This window comes from Agromyces sp. NPDC052230 (genome assembly GCF_040679595.1).
Lineage (GTDB): Bacteria > Actinomycetota > Actinomycetes > Actinomycetales > Microbacteriaceae > Agromyces.
This window is the reverse complement of the sequence record NZ_JBFAVC010000010.1, coordinates 88,605-106,242: the sequence shown is the minus strand read 5'-3', so window position 1 is coordinate 106,242 and position 17,638 is coordinate 88,605. Positions and strand designations below refer to the sequence as shown.

Sequence of the window (17,638 nt, the reverse complement as noted above, 5' to 3'; positions counted from 1 at the left end):
ATCCCGCGTCAGCGCGCGGCATCCGACGCGAGCGGCTCCAGTGTCGGACGCTTGGGGACCCGCCCGTCTCCGGAGGAACGGCCGGTAAGCCGCCGCCCGATCCACGGCAGCACGAACTCGCGGTAGTACGCGGCGGTGTTCCGGCTGCGCACCCCCGGCGGCGCGGCGGCGACCTCGGCGACGCCCCACTCCTCGGGCACGGGGACCCCGAGCGCGGTGAGCACGTTGCTCGCGACGCGCGCGTGCCCGAGCGAGTTGAGGTGCAGCTTGTCGGGCGACCAGTAGCGGATGTCGCGCAGCCCCCGATCGTTGAAGTTGTCGACGAACGTGACGCCGGGAAGCTCCGCGAGGTCGACGAGCGCCGCGGTGAGGCGCGCCCCCCGCGCATCGAAGACCCGGCCGAGGGGCAGGTGATCGGTGGGATTCGCGCCGCTCAGCATGACCACGTGGATGCCCTCGTCGCGGATCCGATGCACGGCCTGGCGGAAGCGCCCGGCCACGCGCTCCTCGGGCATGCGTGGGCGCAGCATGTCGTTGCCGCCGCCGTTGAAGCTGATCACCTCGGGCCGAAGGGCGATCGCGGCCTCGAGTTGCTGGTCGACGATCGGGCCGAGCTTGCGGCCACGGATCGCGAGGTTCGCGTAGCGCACGGGCTCGTGCGCGGCGGCCGCGAGTCCGAGCGCGACGAAGTCCGCCCAGCCACGCACGGTACCGTCGGGGAGCTCGTCGCCGACTCCCTCGGTGAAGCTGTCACCGATCGCCGCGTAGGAGTGGAACATCCCTCAACGCTAGCGCGACGGATGCCGCGGCATCCGCCGTCTCACTGGGCCTGGTGCTGGTGCTCGAGCTCGCAGTCCGCTCCCGGATACAGGAGCGTCTCGTGCCCGTCATCGAAGCGCACGAGGTACGGTGGTGAGCCGTCGGGCCCCCGGACCTCCAAGATCTCGCCGTGCCGGTCGGCCTGGCCGACCTGCTTGCCGTGGATGACGAGGCGTTCGCCGATTGTCGCTTGCATCGTTACCCCCTCCCGATCGTTCCCAGCGTACGCCGGGGGCTCGCGAGGGGGAAGGGTCGGGCGGATGCCGCTGGTCAGCCGACCGCGAGGAGCGCCGCCCACAGATCGGCGCGGGCGTGGAACCCCGAGAGGTCTCGCCCGAGCAGCCGCTCGGCAAGCGCGACGCGACTGCGCACCGTGTGCCGGTGCACCCCGAGGGCCTGGGCGGTGGCGTCGAACTGGCCGCCGTGCTCGAGCCAGGAGCGCACGGTGTCGAGGAGCGACGTGCCGTTCGCCGCATCGTGATCGGCGAGCGGCTCGAGGGTCGCGAGCGCGACGGCCCTGGCGTCGGTGCGGGCGAGGAAGGCGAGTACGCCCTGCCGGCTGATCTCGTCGAACGCGACCACGCCCGAGCCGGTCTCCCGGGCACGCTCGAGCGCCCGCAGGGCCTGTTCGTGCGCACGGGCGATGCCGTCGGCCGGCACGGCGTCGGAGAGGCCGACGGGCAACTCGAACTCGGCGGCCAGTTCGCCGGCGAGCGCGGCGTCCGCGTCCTCGAGCACGATGACCACGGTGTCCTCGTCGCGGCCGAAGAAGAGGTGGCCGCCACGCTCCTCGACGCGCAGTTCGAGCAACTCGGCGAGGCGGTCGAGGTGCGGGGCAGGGTCATCCGTCACGGCCACGCGCAGCGGCGCGGCCGGGAGTGGGCCCCACATCTCGCCGGCGACGCGCTCGGCGAGGGTCAGGTCGCCCGTGAGGATCGACCGCAGCAGGCCCGTGCGCAGGTGCCCGCGCGCGCGGTCGAGGTCGCGGTTCTGCTCGAGTGCGAGTCCGGCGAGGGCGATGACCGACGTGACCACCTCGCGACCCGCCTGGTCGAGCTCGGCCGAATCGCCGATCGCGAGGACCCCGCGCAGCGCGCCGCCCGAGCCGAGCGTCTGCAGCGTCATCCGCTGGGGTTGCCCGACGGATTCGCCGGCCATGACCGTGCGACTCGCACGCTGCCCGCGGCGGAGCATCGAGCGGGCCTCGCCGACGACCTCGCCGAGCGCGGGCTGGCCGAGGCCGCCCTCGGGGGCTTCGCGATCGAGCGACCCCGCCGCATCGATGAGTCCCACCCATGCGCCGATGCGGTTGGAGAGCTCGCCGAGCGTCGCCGAGAGTCCGTCGGGCCGGAGCGCCGCGAGCGAGATGGCGCGCTGCGCCGCGAGCGCCCACGTGTGCCGGGCGTAGGCGTCCTCGGCCAGCGCGTCGGCCACGAGGCGCACGACGGCGATGAACGGAACCCGGTAGGGCACCTCGAACAGCGGCAGTCCATCGCGTGAGCATGCGTCGACCAGGGCTGCCGGCGTGCCCGCACGGATCACCTCGGTGCCGAACCCGAGCGCCGCGATGCCCGTCGCGCGGAGGCGCCGCACGTACGCGTCGGCGAACCCCGGGTCGAGATCGGCCTCGAACTGCGTGCCCGTCGTGAGCAGCACATTGCCGGCGTCGAGGAACGGCGTCGGGTCGGCGAGGTCGGAGCTGTGCGCCCACGTGACCGGTGCGGCGAGCGCCTCGGCGGGCAGCGCGTCGGCGGGCGTGAGCAGTGTGAGCGCCAACTCGGGGCGGTCGAGCAGAGTCTGCACGGTGGGCTGCACGGTTCGGTCCTCCTCGGTGGTCGAGCCCGGCGGATGCCGCGTCGGGGTCGTTTTCGGCCATCGCGTCGGCGATTTGGCGACGCTGGTGTCCGAAAGCGACCCCCGCGGTGCGCTTATCAAGCGGATGCCGCGGGGCGGAGTGTTTGTACGCGAAGTCCAACAGACTGCCACTGAGTGTACATTGGGGCGCTGCGGCATCCGCTCGGGCCGACCTAGCATGGGCGGCATCGTCACCCGCCGTCACCATGCATCGGAGCAGCCATGACCCTCGTCGACAGCCCGGCCACCGCCACGGGAGGCCCGACGCTCACACAGGAGCGCCGCCTCGTCACCGCCATTCCCGGTCCGCGCTCGCAGGAGCTCATGGCGCGCAAGGCGGCGGCCGTCGCGTCGGGCGTCGGCACGACCATCCCGATCTCGGTCGTCGCCGCGGGCGGAGGCGTCATCGTCGATGCCGACGGCAACTCGCTCATCGACCTCGGCTCGGGCATCGCCGTCACGGGCGTGGGCAACGCCAACCCGCGCGTGGTCGAGGCGGTCACCGCGCAGCTCAACGCGTTCACGCACACCTGCTTCACGGTCGCGCCGTACGACTCCTACGTCGCCGTCGCCGAGAAGCTCAATGCACTCACCCCCGGCGACCACGCGAAGCGCTCGGCGCTCTTCAACTCGGGCGCGGAAGCCGTCGAGAACGCCGTGAAGATCGCCCGCAGCTTCACCAAGAAGCAGGCCGTCGTCGCGTTCGACCACGCCTACCACGGCCGCACGAACCTCACCATGGGCCTCACCGCGAAGAACATCCCGTACAAGAGCGGCTTCGGTCCGTTCGCACCCGAGGTGTACCGCGCACCCCTCTCGTACCCCTACCGCGACGGCGGCCTGACGGGTGCTGAGGCGGCCGCCCGCGCCATCACCCAGATCGAGAAGCAGGTCGGCGCCGAGAACCTCGCCGCGGTCATCATCGAGCCCATCCAGGGCGAGGGCGGCTTCATCGTGCCCGCGCAGGGCTTCCTGTCCGCGCTCGTCGAGTGGTGCAGCGCCAACGACGTCGTCTTCATCGCCGACGAGGTGCAGACCGGCTTCGGCCGCACCGGCGCGTGGTTCGCGAGCGAGCACGAGGGCATCGTGCCCGACCTCGTCGTCACCGCCAAGGGCATCGCCGGCGGCCTTCCGCTGTCGGCCGTCACGGGCCGCGCCGAGATCATGGACTCCGCCATGGCCGGCGGCCTCGGCGGCACGTACGGCGGCAACCCGCTCGCGTGCGCCGCGGCGCTCGCGTCGATCGAGTCGTATGAGGCCGACGGCCTCATCGAGCGCGCCCGCGAGATCGGCGCCGTGCTCCTCGGCCGACTGAACGCGCTCCGCACCGCCGACGCCCGCATCGGCGACGTGCGCGGCCGCGGTGCGATGGTCGCGATCGAGCTCGTCGACCCCGAGACGGGCGCCCCCGACGCGGCGCTCACCTCGAAGGTCGCCGCGCACGCCGCCGCGAACGGCGTGCTCGTGCTCACCTGTGGCACGTACGGCAATGTCATCCGGTTCCTGCCACCGCTCACCATCTCCGACGAGCTGCTCATCGATGGCCTCGGCGTCGTCGCGGAAGGGCTGCGCACCGCATGACCGACCTGCTCACGGCGACGACGACGTCGACCGTGTCGGATGCCTCGGCCGGCTCGGTTGCCGCTGCTGCGACATCCGACGCCCACATCGCCACCCCCCTGACCGACGCGCGCGCCCAGCTCGCCGAGGCGATCTCGCTGCTCGGCTACGGCGACGGCCTGCACCAGATGCTCGCGACCGCGCGCCGCGAGCTCACCGTCGCGGTGCCGCTGCGAATGGACGACGGATCGCAGCGGCTGTATACGGGCTACCGCGTGCAGCACAACTTCTCACGCGGCCCGGCCAAGGGCGGCCTGCGCTACGCGCCCAACGTGAACCTCGACGAGGTGCGCGCGCTCGCGATGTGGATGACCTGGAAGTGCGCGCTGCTCGACGTGCCGTACGGCGGCGCGAAGGGCGGCATCGCGATCGACCCCCGCGAGCACTCCACGGCCGAGCTCGAGCGCGTGACCCGCCGCTACACGAGCGAGATCCTGCCGATCATCGGCCCGGAGCGCGACATCCCCGCGCCCGACATCGGCACCGACGAGCAGACCATGGCCTGGATCATGGACACCTACTCGGTGAACTCCGGCTACACGGTGCCCGGCATCGTGACCGGCAAGCCCATCTCGCTCGGCGGTTCGCAGGGTCGGGCTTCGGCGACCAGCCGGGGCGTCACGCACATCGCGCTCGCCGCGCTCCGGCACGCGGGGCTCGACCCCGCGCGTTCGACCGCGGCCGTGCAGGGCTTCGGCAAGGTCGGAGCGGATGCCGCGCGGTTCCTCGCCGAGGCGGGCGTGAAGGTCACCGCGGTGAGCGACCAGTACGGCGCCGTTCACCACGCCGGCGGACTCGACGTCGACGCGCTCGCCGACCACGTGCGTGCGACCGGCTCGGTCGTCGGATTCGCGGGAGCCGACGCGCTCGACGGCGCTTCGCTGCTCCTCCAGGACGTGGACCTGCTCGTCCCGGCCGCCGTGGAGGGCGTGCTGCACGACGGCAATGCGGGCGATGTGCGCGCGAAGGTCATCGTCGAGGGCGCCAACGGGCCCACGACGCCCGCGGCCGACCGCATCCTGCGCGAGCGCGGCGTGCTCGTCGTGCCCGACATCCTCGCGAATGCCGGCGGCGTGATCGTCTCGTACTTCGAGTGGGTGCAGGCCAATCAGGCCTACTGGTGGCGTGCCGACGAGGTCGAGTCCAGACTGGAAGAGCGGATGCTCAGCGCCTGGCAGCACGTCCTCGGCTATGCCGAGACCCGCGACCTCTCGCTCCGCACCGCCGCCACCGCGCTCGCCGTGGAGCGTGTCGCCGAGGCGCACCGCCTCCGCGGCCTCTATCCCTGATCCGACACCTCGCCGACCACCATCCGACGGCCGACCCTACGAAACGGAAGCCAGCATGACCGACACCCTGCAGGAAACCACCCTCCTCGACCGCGTCGCCGACGGGCTCTTCATCGGCGGCGAATGGGTCGCCGCAGAGGGTGAGAAGACGTTCGAGGTTCGGGACCCCTCGACCGGTGAGGTGCTGAAGTCGATCGCCGACGCGTCGCCCGCCGACGGCATCCGTGCCCTCGACGCCGCCGTCGCGGCGCAGGACGCGTGGGCCGCCACCGCGCCTCGTGAGCGCGGCGAGATCCTCCGTCGTGCGTTCGACACCCTCATCGAGCGTCGCGAGGAGTTCGCCCTCCTCATGACGCTCGAGATGGGCAAGCCGCTCGCGGAGGCGCGCGGCGAGGTCAACTACGGCGCCGAGTTCCTCCGCTGGTTCAGCGAGGAGGCCGTGCGCATCACCGGTCGCTACGGCCTGAACCCCGAGGGCACCGGCCGCATCGTGGTCGCCCAGCGTCCGGTCGGCCCGTCGTACTTCATCACGCCGTGGAACTTCCCGCTCGCGATGGCGACGCGCAAGATCGCGCCGGCGCTCGCCGCGGGCTGCACCGTCGTGGTCAAGCCCGCCGCGCTCACGCCGCTCACGACCGTCGCGTTCGTGCAGCTGCTCGAGGAGGTCGGGCTGCCGAAGGGCGTGGTGAACGTGGTCACGACCACGAGCTCGTCGAAGGTGTCGGGGCCGATCATCGCCGACCCGCGCCTGCGCAAGCTGTCGTTCACCGGGTCGACCGAGGTCGGCCGCAAGCTCATCGAGCAGTCCGCCCAGGGGATATTGCGCACCTCGATGGAGCTCGGCGGCAACGCCCCGTTCGTCGTCTTCGAGGACGCCGACCTCGACAAGGCGGTCGACGGCGCGATGATCGCGAAGTTCCGCAACATCGGCCAGGCGTGCACGGCCGCGAACCGCTTCATCGTGCACGACTCGGTGGCCGGCGAATTCGCGAAGCGTGTCACCGAGCGGGTCTCGGCGATGCGCGTGGGTCGCGGCACGGATGACGGCGTGACGATCGGGCCGCTCATCGATGACAACGCGGTCGCGTCGACCGACGAGCTGGTGAAGGACGCCGTGGAGAAGGGCGCGAAGGTCCTCGCCGGGGGTGCGCCGATCGACGGCGCGGGCTCGTTCTACGCACCGACCGTGCTCGGCGATGTCGGCACCGACGCACGCCTCCTCCGCGAGGAGATCTTCGGACCGGTGCTCGGCATCACCACGTTCGCCGACGAGGATGAGGCCGTGCGCCTCGCCAACTCGACCGAGTACGGGCTCATCTCCTACGTGTTCACGACCGATCTCGCCCGCGGACACCGCATGATCGACCGCCTCGCCACCGGCATGATGGGCCTCAACACGGGACTCGTGTCGAACGCCGCGGCACCATTCGGCGGCGTGAAGCAGTCGGGCATCGGCCGCGAGGGCGGCTTCGAGGGCATCCACGAGTTCCTCGACACGAAGTACACGCTCATCCCGGTGGACTGAGCAAGGAACCATGGAACGCATCGACTGCGACGTCGTCGTGGTGGGCGCCGGGGCATCCGGACTCACCGCGGCCACCCACCTGAAGGGCGCCGGCCGCACGGTCGTGGTGCTCGAGGCACGCGACCGCGTCGGCGGACGCCTCTGGACCGACGACATCGACGGCGCGATGCTCGAGATCGGCGGACAGTGGGTCTCGCCCGACCAGGATGCGCTCATCGAGACGATCGACGGGCTCGGCCTCGAGACCTACCCGCGGTACCGCGAGGGCGTGAACATCTACATCGGGCCCGATGGCGAGCAGAAGCGGTTCGAGGGCGAGATCTTCCCGGTGCCGCCGGCCACCGAGCACGAGATCGTCAGCCTCATCGAGAAGCTCGACGCGCTCGTCGCCGAGATCGACCCCGACCGGCCGTGGGTGCATCCGCAGGCGAAGGACCTCGACGAGATCTCGTTCGCGCACTGGCTCGAGACGCAGACCGACGACGAGGAGGCGCGCGAGAACATCGGCATGTTCATCGCCGGTGCCATGCTCACGAAGCCGGCGCACGCGTTCTCGGCGCTGCAGGCGCTGCTCATGGCGGCATCCGCGGGCTCGTTCTCGAACCTCGTCGACGCCGACTTCATCCTCGACCGCCGCGTCGTCGGCGGACTCCAGCAGGTGCCGCTGCGGCTCGCCGAGCGGCTCGGCGGTGCGGTGCGACTCGGCCAGGCGGTGCGCACGGTGCGTTGGGCTGCTCCGTCCGGCGGGCGAGCGGATGCCCCTGGGCGGAGCGTCGTGGCGGTGACCGACGACCTCGAGGTGCACGCGCAGCGCATCGTGCTCGCCGTGCCGCCGATCCTGATCAGCCGGATCTCGTACGAGCCGCCGCTGCCGCGACGCCAGCAGCAACTGCACCAGCACCTGTCGATGGGCTTCGTGATCAAGGTGCACGCCGTCTATGCGATGCCGTTCTGGCGCGCCGCCGGCCTCAGCGGCACCGCATTCAGCCCGTACGAGCTCGTGCACGAGGCCTACGACAACACGAACCACGGCGACACCCGCGGAACGCTCGTCGCGTTCGTGGCCGACGAGGCCGCAGACGGCGTGTTCCAGCTCACGGCCGGGGAGCGCAAGGCGCGGATCCTCGAGTCGCTGTCGCACTACTACGGCGAGCAGGCGCTGCATCCCGTCGTCTACTACGAGAGCGACTGGGGCTCCGAGGAGTGGACGCGCGGCGCCTACGCCGCGAGCTTCGACATGGGCGGACTCGCACGCTACGGCGCCGACCTGCGGACGCCGGTCGGGCCCATCCACTTCTCGTGCAGCGACATGGCCGGCAAGGGCTACCAGCACGTCGACGGTGCGATCCGCGTCGGCCGGGAGGTCGCCGACGAGATCCTCGCGGCGCTCGAGGCGCGGGACGCGCATGTCTCGCGGGAGGTACCCGCGTGAGCGGCCGCATCGTCGTCGGGTACACGGCCGACGAGAGCGGCGCCGACGCGCTCGCCCTCGCCACCCGCATCGCCACGGCCAGCGAGGCGCTGCTCGACCTCGTGATGGTGCTGCCGAGCGAGGCGCGCAACAGCCTCGTGCCTGCCGACACCGGGTACGAACGGTTCCTCAAGGAGCAGTCGCGCTCGTGGCTGTCCGAGGCATCCGTCACCATCGGCGACGACGTCGCGCAGTCGCTGCACGTGCGCTACGCCGAATCGTTCGCCGAGGGGCTCATCGCCGCGGCGCACGAGTTCGGCGCCACCCTCATCGTCGTGGGCGCGGCCCGCGGGGGCCTCCTCGGACGTGTGCGCATCGGCTCGGTCGCGAACGAGCTGCTGCATTCGTCGGATGTCCCGGTCGCGCTCGCGCCGGCGGGCTCCCGCGAGGTGCCCGCCGCACAGGGTGTGACCCGCATCACCGCGGCGATCGGCACGCGCCCGGGGGCGGACGCGCTGCTCGAGGCATCCGTTCGCCTGGCCCGATCGACCCACGCCCCGCTGCGGCTCGCGTCCCTTGTGCCCATCGACCTGCCGGCCGGACTCGACGAGGAGCTCGCCGAGCTCACCGGCACCGTGCACGCCGATGAGGTGCTGGCGGCCGCACGCCGGGAACTGCCGGCGAACATCGACGCGACCGCCGTGGCCGCCGCGGGCGCCACCATCGAGGATGCCGTGCAGAGCCTCGACTGGCATGCGGGCGAGCTCGTGCTCGTCGGCTCCAGCCGGCTCGCTGCGCCGCACCACCTGTTCCTCGGCTCGACGGCGGCGAAGATGCTGCGCGAGCTCCCGGTACCCATGATCGTGGTACCGCGCACCACCCATTGAGAGAGACGCAATGACGCACCAACCCCAGACCACCCAGCCTGCACAGACGTCAGCCCCGCTGACCGAGGCCACGTCGGCCGTCGACGGCGCGAAGCACGGCCTCTCGAAGAAGGGCCTGTCGGCGGGGTCGGTCGGTCTCATCGGCGCGATCGTCATCGGCATCTCGTGCATCGCGCCCGCGTACACCCTGACCGCGGCGCTCGGGCCGACGGTCTCCGAGGTCGGCGTGCAGGTGCCGGCGATCATCCTGGTCGGCTTCATCCCCATGCTGCTCGTGGCGTTCGGCTACCGGGAGCTCAACCGGCGCATGCCCGACTCGGGCACGTCGTTCACGTGGGCGGCCCGGGCGTTCGGGCCGTGGGTCGGCTGGATGGCCGGGTGGGGCCTCGTCGCGGCGACGATCCTCGTGCTCTCGAACCTCGCTGGCATCGCCGTCGACTTCCTGTTCCTGCTCATCTCGCAGATCGTCGGTGATCCGGCGATCGCGGATGTCGCGGCGAACCCGTTCGTGAACGTCGTCGTGTGCCTGCTCTTCATGCTCGGTGCGACGTGGATCTCGTACCGCGACATGCAGACGACGCAGAAGGTGCAGTACTGGCTCGTGGGCTTCCAGGTGCTCGTGCTCGTGGTCTTCTCGGTCGCCGCACTCGTGGAGGTTGCGAACGGCAACGCGTTCGACGCCACCGCTATCGACCTCGCGTGGTTCAACCCGTTCGCCGTCGAGTCGTTCTCGGCGTTCGCCGCGGGCCTGTCGCTGTCGATCTTCATCTTCTGGGGGTGGGACGTCACCCTCACCATGAACGAGGAGACCCGGGGGTCGGAGAAGACACCCGGCCGCGCGGCGACCGCGACCGTCGTCACGATCGTGGTGCTCTACCTGCTCATCGCGGTGTCACTCATCGCCTTCGCCGGTGTCGGTGACGGTGAGTTCGGCCTCGGCAACCCCGACATCCAGGACAACGTGTTCTTCCACCTCGCCGGTCCGGTGCTCGGACCGCTCGCGGTGCTGGTGTCGCTCGCCGTGCTCACGAGCTCGGCGTCGTCGCTGCAGTCGACGTTCGTGTCGCCGGCGCGCACGCTGCTCGCGATGGGGCACTACGGCGCCCTGCCGTCGAAGTTCGCGACCGTGAGCCCGCGGTTCTTCACGCCCGGGTACGCAACAGTCGTCTCGGCGGTCGTGGCATCCGTGTTCTACGCAGTCATGCGGTTCGTGAGCGAGAACGTGCTGTGGGACACCATCACGGCCCTCGGCATGATGATCTGCTTCTACTACGGCATCACGGCGTTCGCGGCGGTGTGGTTCTTCCGCAAGGTGTGGATGCGCTCGGTGCGGAACTTCTTCTTCACCCTGCTGTTCCCCCTCGTGGGCGGTGTGATCCTCGGTGTGCTGTTCTTCACGACGCTCATCGACAGCATGGACCCCGACTACGGCTCGGGCTCGTCGGTGTTCGGCGTGGGCCTCGTGTTCGTGCTCGGCATGGTGGTGCTGCTCACCGGTGCGGTGATCATGCTGTGGCAGTGGCGCACGCGCCCGGCGTTCTTCCGCGGCGAGACGCTGTCGCGCGCGGCCGCGGAGGACTGAGGGGCGGCGGCGGTTCGGCTCTCGTCAGCTCCCGAACCGGAAGCAGTGTTTCGTCGAACAACCCGGTGTCGGAGTGCCGTCGTGCCCGAGTGCCCGAGTGCCCGAGTGCCGGGGTGCCGGGGTGCCGAAGTGCCGAAGTGCCCGAGTGCCGAAGTGCCCGAGTGCCGGGGTGCCGAAGTGCCCAAGTGCCGGGGTGCCGAAGTGCCGGAGTGCCGGCGTGCCGGAGTGGCGAAGTGGGCCGGACCCCGAAACGGGAACATGCGTCTCGAATGCGCTCCTGCCGCGATCATGGCGGCCGGGTGCCGGTGCCGCTCCTTCGGCCGTGTCCATCCCTTCCGCATGCGCCATCCGCGCGGGTAGCGTGAAACCCGGGCGTCCGATGGCGGGCGCAGAAATGGGGGATCCGCATGGCTGGACTCGATGACCTCAGGTCGCAACTGCCGATCGGCGACATCGCCGCGAGGCTCGGCGTCGATGAGGCGACCGCACGCAAGGCGGTCGACGACGCGCTGCCGGCGCTTGTCGCCGGCATGGGCGCCAACGCCGCTGACCCCGCCGGAGCGGCATCGCTCGAGCGGGCCGTCACGCGTCACGATCCCGCCCTCGTCGAGGGCGGCGTGAACCTCGGTGATGTCGACGAGGAGGACGGTCGCAAGATCGTTCGGAACGTGTTCGGTAACAACACCGACCAGGTGGTTCAGGCTCTCGACGCCAAGGAGAAGAAGGAGACCGGCACCGGGGACCTCATCGGCAAGCTCCTGCCGATCCTCGCGCCGATCGTGCTCGCGTACCTTGCGAGCAAGTTCTCGAAGAAGAAGAGCGAGAAGGCTGCAGAAGAAGCCGCACCAGAACGCGCCGAGCGCGCCGGGTCGCAGGAGTCCGACTCGGGTGGCGGCGGCGGCATCGGCGACATCCTGGGCGGACTGCTGGGCGGCGGCGGGTCCCGTTCCGGCGATTCGGGCGGCGGCCTCGGCGGGCTGCTGGGCGGGCTCCTCGGTGGCAGCGGCGGCAGCGGCGGCGGTTCCGGATCCGGTGGATCCGGCGGCGGCCTCGGCGACATCCTGGGGGGACTGCTGGGCGGCGGCAAGCGCTGACCGGCGGACGAGCGGCTACAGCACCCCGCATAGACTGTCGGGGTGCCAGTGAACCCCGAGCTGCAGGGGCGGATCTTCCCGCCAACCGAGCCGTATCTCGTCGGGCGTGAGAAGGTGCGCGAGTTCGCTCGTGCCGTCTTCGCGACCAACCCGATCAACCTCGATCCTGAGGCCGCGCGGGCGGCCGGCTACAACGACGTCGTCGCACCGCCCACGTTCGCGGTCGTCGTGCAGGAGCAGACGCTCGCGCAGCTCCTCGCCGAGCCCGACACCGGCATCGACTTCTCGCGTGTCGTGCACGGCGACCAGCGATTCACCTCCACGCGGCCGATCGTCGCGGGCGACCTGCTCACCGCCACGCTCACCGTCTCGAGCGTGAAGACGCTCGGCGGGCACTCGATCGTGACGGCCGAGTCGAACGTCGCGGATGCCGCGGGCGAGCACGTCGTCACGGCGATCTCGACGCTCGTGGTGCGAGGGGAGGAGTGATGGCCGCGCCCGACCAGATCGCCCCCGACTTCGACGGCCTCGCCGTGGGGGACGTCGTCGCCGAGCGCTCGTTCCCGCTGACGCGCGACTCGCTCGTGCGCTATGCCGGGGCATCCGGTGACTTCAATCCCATCCACTACCGTGACGACGTGGCGCAGCAGGTCGGTCTTCCGGGCGTGCTGGCGCACGGCATGCTCACCATGGGCTTCGCTGTGCAGCCGGTCGTCGACTGGGTCGGCGACCCCGGCCGCATCCGCGACTACCAGGTGCGCTTCACGCGGCCCGTCGTCGTCGACCCCGACGCCGGGGCCAACGTCGCAGTCGCCGCACGGGTCGGCCAGCTCGACGCCGAGGCCCGGGTGGCCCGCATCGACCTCACGGTGAAGGTCGGCGACGACACGGTGCTCGGCAAGGCGCAGGTGCGGGTCTCCCTCGACTGACATGGCCGCCGACACCCCGTTCTCCGAGCTCACGACGCTGAAGGTCGGCGGCCCCATCAGCCGACTCGTCACCGCGACGACCCAACGCGACCTCGTCGACCTGGCCGTGGAAGCGTGGGACGACCGCGAGCCGTGGCTCGTCCTCGGCGGCGGCTCCAACCTGCTGGTCGGCGACGACGGGTTCGACGGCACGGTGATCCGTGTGGCGACGAAGGGCATCGAGGTGCTCCCGCCGCGGGACCTCCCGCCCAATGCGGTCGACGCGCCCGCATCCGGCACCACCCGCATCCGCGTGCAGGCCGGCGAGGACTGGGACGCCTTCGTCGCCTGGACCATCGAGCACGGCTTCGCCGGCATCGAGGCGCTCTCGGGCATCCCGGGCTCGGTGGGGGCCGCGCCAGTGCAGAACATCGGCGCCTACGGCCAGGAGCTCGAGTCGACGCTCGTCGCGGTCGAATTCCTCGAGGAGGGGGCGGATGTCCCGCGCCGCATGACCGCCGCCGACCTCGAGCTCGGCTACCGCACGTCGGTGCTCAAGCGCGGACTCCGCGGCGTCGTCGTGTCGGTGGAGCTCGAGCTGCACGACACCGCGGCCGAGCGCGAGGTGCTCGGCGAGGCCCTCGGCCAGCCGATCGCCTACGGACAGCTCGCCGACGCGCTGCACGTGAACCTCGGCGACCGGGTGCCCATCGCCCGCGTTCGCGAGGCCGTGCTCGCCCTTCGCGCGTCCAAGGGCATGGTGCTGGACCCCACCGACCCCGACTCGGTGAGCGCCGGCTCGTTCTTCACCAACCCGATCGTCCCCGAGCGGGTGGCCCGCAGCCTCCCGGGCGATGCGCCGCGCTGGTACCTCGAGGAGGATGCCCCCGACGAGGTCGTGCCGATCGCGGCAGGCGTGCTCGACGAATCGCCGCTCGACCAGTTCCTCGCCCACCAGGCGTCGCTCGGAGCATCCGGTGCCGCGACGGATGCCCCGCCTGCCGAGCCGCTCGTGAAGCTCTCGGCCGCGTGGCTGATCGAGCACAGCGGCATCCGTCGCGGCTTCACGCTGCCCGGGTCGCGCGCGGCCGTGTCGTCGAAGCACACGCTCGCGCTCACCAACCGGGGCGGCGCGACCGCCGAGGACGTGGCCCAGCTCGCGCGGTTCGTGCAGAGCCGCGTGCACGCCGAGTTCGGCATCATGCTGCACCCCGAGCCGGTGCTGGTGGGCGTCGAGCTCTAGCCCCCGAACGCGAGGCCGTCAGGCGTCCCCGCCGGTCTCGCCACGTGCGGCGATGAGTTCGTCGCGCACCTGGCGCCTGAGCACCTTGCCGATGAGCGAGCGCGGCAACTCGTCGACCTCGACCACGCGCCGCGGCACCTTGTACGGAGTGAGGCTCTCGCGGCAGAAGTCGCGCAACGCACCCGGGTCGAACGCGGCGCCCTCGCGCACCTCGACCGCGGCCGCGACATCCTCGCCGCCGCCCGCCCGGGGCAGGCCGATGACGGCGGCGCCGCGCACGTCGGGATGTCCGAGCAGGACGTTCTCCACCTCCGACGGCGACACGTTGAAGCCGCCGGTGATGATGAGCTCCTTGATGCGGTCGACGATCGTGACGAACCCGTCGTCGGAGACGCGCACGATGTCGCCGGTGCGGAGCCACCCTCCCGGCAGGAGCGTCTCGGCCGTCTCGGTCGGTCGTCGCCAGTAGCCCTCGAACACCTGCGGACCCCGCACGAGGAGCTCGCCCTCCTCACCGGCGGGGCGATCGTCGTCGGGATGCTCGGGGTCGACGACGCGCATCTCGGTGCTCGGGAACGGCACGCCCACGGTTCCGGGGCGACGTGTCGGTCCCATCGGGTTGCCGAGGGCCACGGGCGAGGACTCGGTCATCCCGTACCCCTCCACGAGGAGCCCTCCGGTCACGGTCTCCCAGCGGTCGACGGTGGCTGGCGGCAGTGACATCGCGCCGGAGATCGCATAGCGGATGCCCCGGAGCGGGGCCGTGCCGCGATGCTCGGCCGCGCGTGCCAGCTGGTCGTAGATCGGCGGCACGGCCGGCAGGAACGTGGGCGGCGTGTGCTTCGCCGCCTGGAACACGAGGTCGACGTCGAACTTCGGGAACAGCACGAGCCGCGCGCCGATGCTCATGGCGAAGGTCAGGCAGAGGGTCATGCCGTAGGCGTGGAACAGCGGCAGCACGCCGTACACCACCTCCTTGCCGTCGCGAAGGCCGGGCACCCACGCGCGTCCCTGCATGGCGTTGGCCATCAGGTTGCGGTGGCTGAGCACGGCGCCCTTCGGCGTGCCCGTGGTGCCGCTGGTGTACTGCAGCAGCGCGGTGTCACCGAGCGCGGGCCGTGGATGCCGCTTCGAGATCGGGCGGGCGTCGACCACCTTGTCCCACTGCAGGACGTCGCGCGCGGTCGGCTTCGTCGTGAGCGCCGCCCGCGACGTACGGGCCTTCGGGATCGGCAGGCGCAGCGCCATCCGCTTCACGAACGGAAGGGCCCGGGTCAGGTCGACCGCGATGAGGTGCGCCGGTCGGATGTCGCGCGGGAAGTCCGCGACGGTGTCGGCCATCGCGTCCCACACGATCGCGGTGGTTGCGCCGTGATCCTCGAACTGGTGGCGTAACTCACGTGCCGTGTAGAGCGGGTTGTGCTCGACGACGACGGCGCCGAGTCGCAGCACGGCGTAGAAGGCCACGACGTGCTGTGGACAGTTCGGCAGCACCAGCGCGACCCGGTCACCCGGCCCGACGCCGAGGCGGCGCAACCCCTCGGCCGCCTTCGCGATCTGCTCGCCGAGCTCGCGGTAGCTCGTCTCGGCGCCGAAGAACTCGAGCGCCGGGCGCCGCGCGAACCGGGCGACCGCATCGTCGATCATGTCGCTGAGCGTCTGCGTCGGCTCCTCGATGTCGTGCGGCACGCCGGTGGCGTAATGGGTGAGCCATGGTCGGTGTTCGTACGGATTCACTGCTCGCCTCTCGTGGAATGGTTGCCGTTGCTCGCCGGTCGGTACACGTCGAGTGCCCCCGGTGCGATCGTAATCCGCGTGCGGTACCCGTGCCCCGAGTAGGCGGCCGTCGCCTCGCGGGGTGCCGCGATCGCGACCTCGCCGTCGTGGGCGAATCCGGGTGGCTGGCCCTCCCTCGGCCGCACCACGACGTCGATCGACTGGGCACGGAACATCTCGGTGCGACGCGGAAGCAGCCGCAACGCCCGCAACACGGTGCTGGCCGGCCTCCCGAACGCCAGGGAGGCAACCGCACCCGCCCGCGAGCCGGCATGCAGCAGGCGGACGTCGAGCAGCCCGTCGTCGAGCCGCCGGCGCTGCAGCGGGGCCAGCGTCGCGGGATCGCCGGCGCCGACACCCACGACGAGGCTCCACACCTGTGCGCGGCGGCCGTTCACGACGACCGTCACGGGCTGGGAGCGTCGCAGCACGCGGGCCGCGGCGACCAGGGCGGCGATCCACTTCCCGAGCCGTGGCTGCAGCTGCTCCCGCACCGCGACGAAGTCGGGGTAGACGCCCACCGACGCCGAGTTCAGCACGGTGACCACGTCCTCGTCGCCGAACGCCAGAGCCGCGACATCCGCTCGCACCCCTTCGCCTCGCTGCAACGCATCGATGGCGAGATCCACGGATGCCGCACCCGCCGTGCGCGCGAAGTGGTTGAACGTGCCGCCGGGCACGACGACGAGCGGCAGGTCCGCCGAGATGGCCTCGTGTGCAACCGCGGCCACTGACCCGTCGCCGCCGCACACGCCGAGGATGCGCGGCGGGACGGCCCGCGCCAGGGCCGCCTGCACCGCCTCGCGCGGGCTCTCGTCGTCGTCGAGCACATGCACCTCGGCTCGCGGCAGCCGCTCGTCGACGACGGGAAGCGGGTCGGCGCGGATCACGCTCGTGCCCGAGGAGCGATTCACGACGAGGAACACGCCCTCGCCGTCAGGCGACGCGGGAAGGGCTCGGTCCTTGCCGGTCGGTCGTATCGCCGGCGCACCCCCGCCGAGGCGCGCCTCCACGTGTCCCGGGCGCACCACGAGAGCCCCGAGCCCGGCGACGCTCGCGCCGATGGCGAGCCCGCCCAGCACGTCCGACAGCCAGTGCGCGCCCGTGTGCAGCCGCGAGTACCCCACGCCGAGGGCGAGCGGCGCGAGGCTCGCCCCGATGCGCGGGCGCTCGACCCCGACGCCCGCGGCGAACGCGGCCGCGCTCGCCGAATGGCCCGACGGGAACGACGGGGTGACCGGCGGCTTCGGCAGCCGGCGGCCGATCGGCACGTCGGCGAGCAGCGGCCGGTCGCCGCCGAAGACCCGCTTGGCGATGAGGTTCGTGAGCGCGCTCGCGGCGAGCAGCGAACCGAGGCCGCGAGCGGCGGCGTGGCGGCGGTCGGTGACGGCGAGCACACCCCCGAGGGTCCACCAGAGCACGCCGTTGTCGGCGAAGCCCGTGAGCCGCGACCAGAAGGCGTCGACGTGAGGGTGGGTGTGCCGGCGGTTGACCGCACGCGCGGCCGCGGCATCCGCTCGCTGCACCCACGCGGGAAGGATGCGGGTGCGACGCACGGCGACGCGGAGGTTCCTGAAGGCCACGCGCTCAGGGTATGCCGCGAGCGGCATCCCGTCAGGGGCTTGCGTCC

15 protein-coding genes are annotated in these 17,638 nt (G+C 71.6%); 10 read left to right on the top strand and 5 right to left on the bottom strand.

Annotated features, from left to right (window positions below; translation table 11 throughout):
* Positions 1-8 precede the first annotated feature (8 nt).
* From AB0K73_RS19650 to AB0K73_RS19640, 3 genes are all read right to left on the bottom strand, one after another.
* The gene (locus AB0K73_RS19650) at positions 9-779 is read right to left on the bottom strand and encodes an SGNH/GDSL hydrolase family protein (protein WP_360518425.1); all 771 of its coding nucleotides are present in this window, start codon (positions 777-779) and stop codon (positions 9-11) included.
* A 41-nt stretch (positions 780-820) separates the two neighbouring features.
* The gene (locus tag AB0K73_RS19645) at positions 821-1,015 is read right to left on the bottom strand and encodes a DUF1918 domain-containing protein (RefSeq protein WP_360518428.1); all 195 of its coding nucleotides are present in this window, start codon (positions 1,013-1,015) and stop codon (positions 821-823) included.
* A gap of 74 nt (positions 1,016-1,089) precedes the next feature.
* Positions 1,090-2,634: a PucR family transcriptional regulator ligand-binding domain-containing protein gene (locus AB0K73_RS19640; protein ID WP_360518431.1), complete on the bottom strand. Its 1,545-nt coding sequence runs from the start codon at positions 2,632-2,634 to the stop codon at positions 1,090-1,092.
* Between the two features lie 261 nt (positions 2,635-2,895).
* Between AB0K73_RS19640 and gabT the strand changes: the two genes are divergently transcribed.
* The 10 genes from gabT to AB0K73_RS19590 all read left to right on the top strand — a co-directional run bounded on the left by gabT (position 2,896) and on the right by AB0K73_RS19590 (position 14,232).
* On the top strand, positions 2,896-4,254 hold the full coding sequence (gene gabT / locus AB0K73_RS19635; RefSeq protein WP_360518434.1) for a 4-aminobutyrate--2-oxoglutarate transaminase: 1,359 nt from the start codon (positions 2,896-2,898) through the stop codon (positions 4,252-4,254).
* Positions 4,251-5,582: a Glu/Leu/Phe/Val dehydrogenase gene (locus tag AB0K73_RS19630; protein WP_360518437.1), complete on the top strand. Its 1,332-nt coding sequence runs from the start codon at positions 4,251-4,253 to the stop codon at positions 5,580-5,582. The genes gabT and AB0K73_RS19630 overlap by 4 nt, the downstream gene beginning before the upstream one ends.
* A 55-nt stretch (positions 5,583-5,637) precedes the next feature.
* On the top strand, positions 5,638-7,107 hold the full coding sequence (locus AB0K73_RS19625) for an NAD-dependent succinate-semialdehyde dehydrogenase (RefSeq protein ID WP_360518441.1): 1,470 nt from the start codon (positions 5,638-5,640) through the stop codon (positions 7,105-7,107).
* A gap of 10 nt (positions 7,108-7,117) precedes the next feature.
* Positions 7,118-8,539 (top strand): NAD(P)/FAD-dependent oxidoreductase, encoded by a 1,422-nt coding sequence (locus AB0K73_RS19620; RefSeq protein WP_360518444.1) that lies wholly within the window; start codon positions 7,118-7,120, stop codon positions 8,537-8,539.
* Complete coding sequence (locus AB0K73_RS19615; RefSeq protein WP_360518447.1) at positions 8,536-9,405, top strand: universal stress protein; 870 nt, start codon at positions 8,536-8,538, stop codon at positions 9,403-9,405. The genes AB0K73_RS19620 and AB0K73_RS19615 overlap by 4 nt, the downstream gene beginning before the upstream one ends.
* 10 nt (positions 9,406-9,415) lie before the next feature.
* A complete protein-coding gene (locus tag AB0K73_RS19610) occupies positions 9,416-10,987 on the top strand; it encodes an APC family permease (protein WP_360518450.1) in 1,572 nt (523 codons plus the stop codon).
* A gap of 407 nt (positions 10,988-11,394) precedes the next feature.
* Positions 11,395-12,081 (top strand): DUF937 domain-containing protein, encoded by a 687-nt coding sequence (locus tag AB0K73_RS19605; RefSeq protein WP_360518453.1) that lies wholly within the window; start codon positions 11,395-11,397, stop codon positions 12,079-12,081.
* A gap of 42 nt (positions 12,082-12,123) precedes the next feature.
* A complete protein-coding gene (locus AB0K73_RS19600; RefSeq protein WP_360518456.1) occupies positions 12,124-12,570 on the top strand; it encodes a MaoC family dehydratase N-terminal domain-containing protein in 447 nt (148 codons plus the stop codon).
* A complete protein-coding gene (locus tag AB0K73_RS19595) occupies positions 12,570-13,010 on the top strand; it encodes a MaoC family dehydratase (RefSeq protein ID WP_360518459.1) in 441 nt (146 codons plus the stop codon). The genes AB0K73_RS19600 and AB0K73_RS19595 overlap by 1 nt, the downstream gene beginning before the upstream one ends.
* Before the next feature lies 1 nt (position 13,011).
* On the top strand, positions 13,012-14,232 hold the full coding sequence (locus AB0K73_RS19590; protein WP_360518462.1) for a UDP-N-acetylmuramate dehydrogenase: 1,221 nt from the start codon (positions 13,012-13,014) through the stop codon (positions 14,230-14,232).
* An 18-nt stretch (positions 14,233-14,250) separates the two neighbouring features.
* Here AB0K73_RS19590 and AB0K73_RS19585 read toward each other — a convergent pair whose 3' ends face one another.
* Together AB0K73_RS19585 and AB0K73_RS19580 are read right to left on the bottom strand one after the other, a co-directional pair.
* Complete coding sequence (locus AB0K73_RS19585; protein WP_360518465.1) at positions 14,251-15,969, bottom strand: long-chain-fatty-acid--CoA ligase; 1,719 nt, start codon at positions 15,967-15,969, stop codon at positions 14,251-14,253.
* Positions 15,966-17,591 carry a phosphatase PAP2 family protein gene (locus AB0K73_RS19580; protein ID WP_360518468.1) on the bottom strand — a complete coding sequence of 542 codons (1,626 nt, stop codon included), beginning with the start codon at positions 17,589-17,591 and terminating at the stop codon, positions 15,966-15,968. Before AB0K73_RS19580 ends, AB0K73_RS19585 begins: the two co-directional genes overlap by 4 nt.
* Positions 17,592-17,638: the final 47 nt, after the last annotated feature.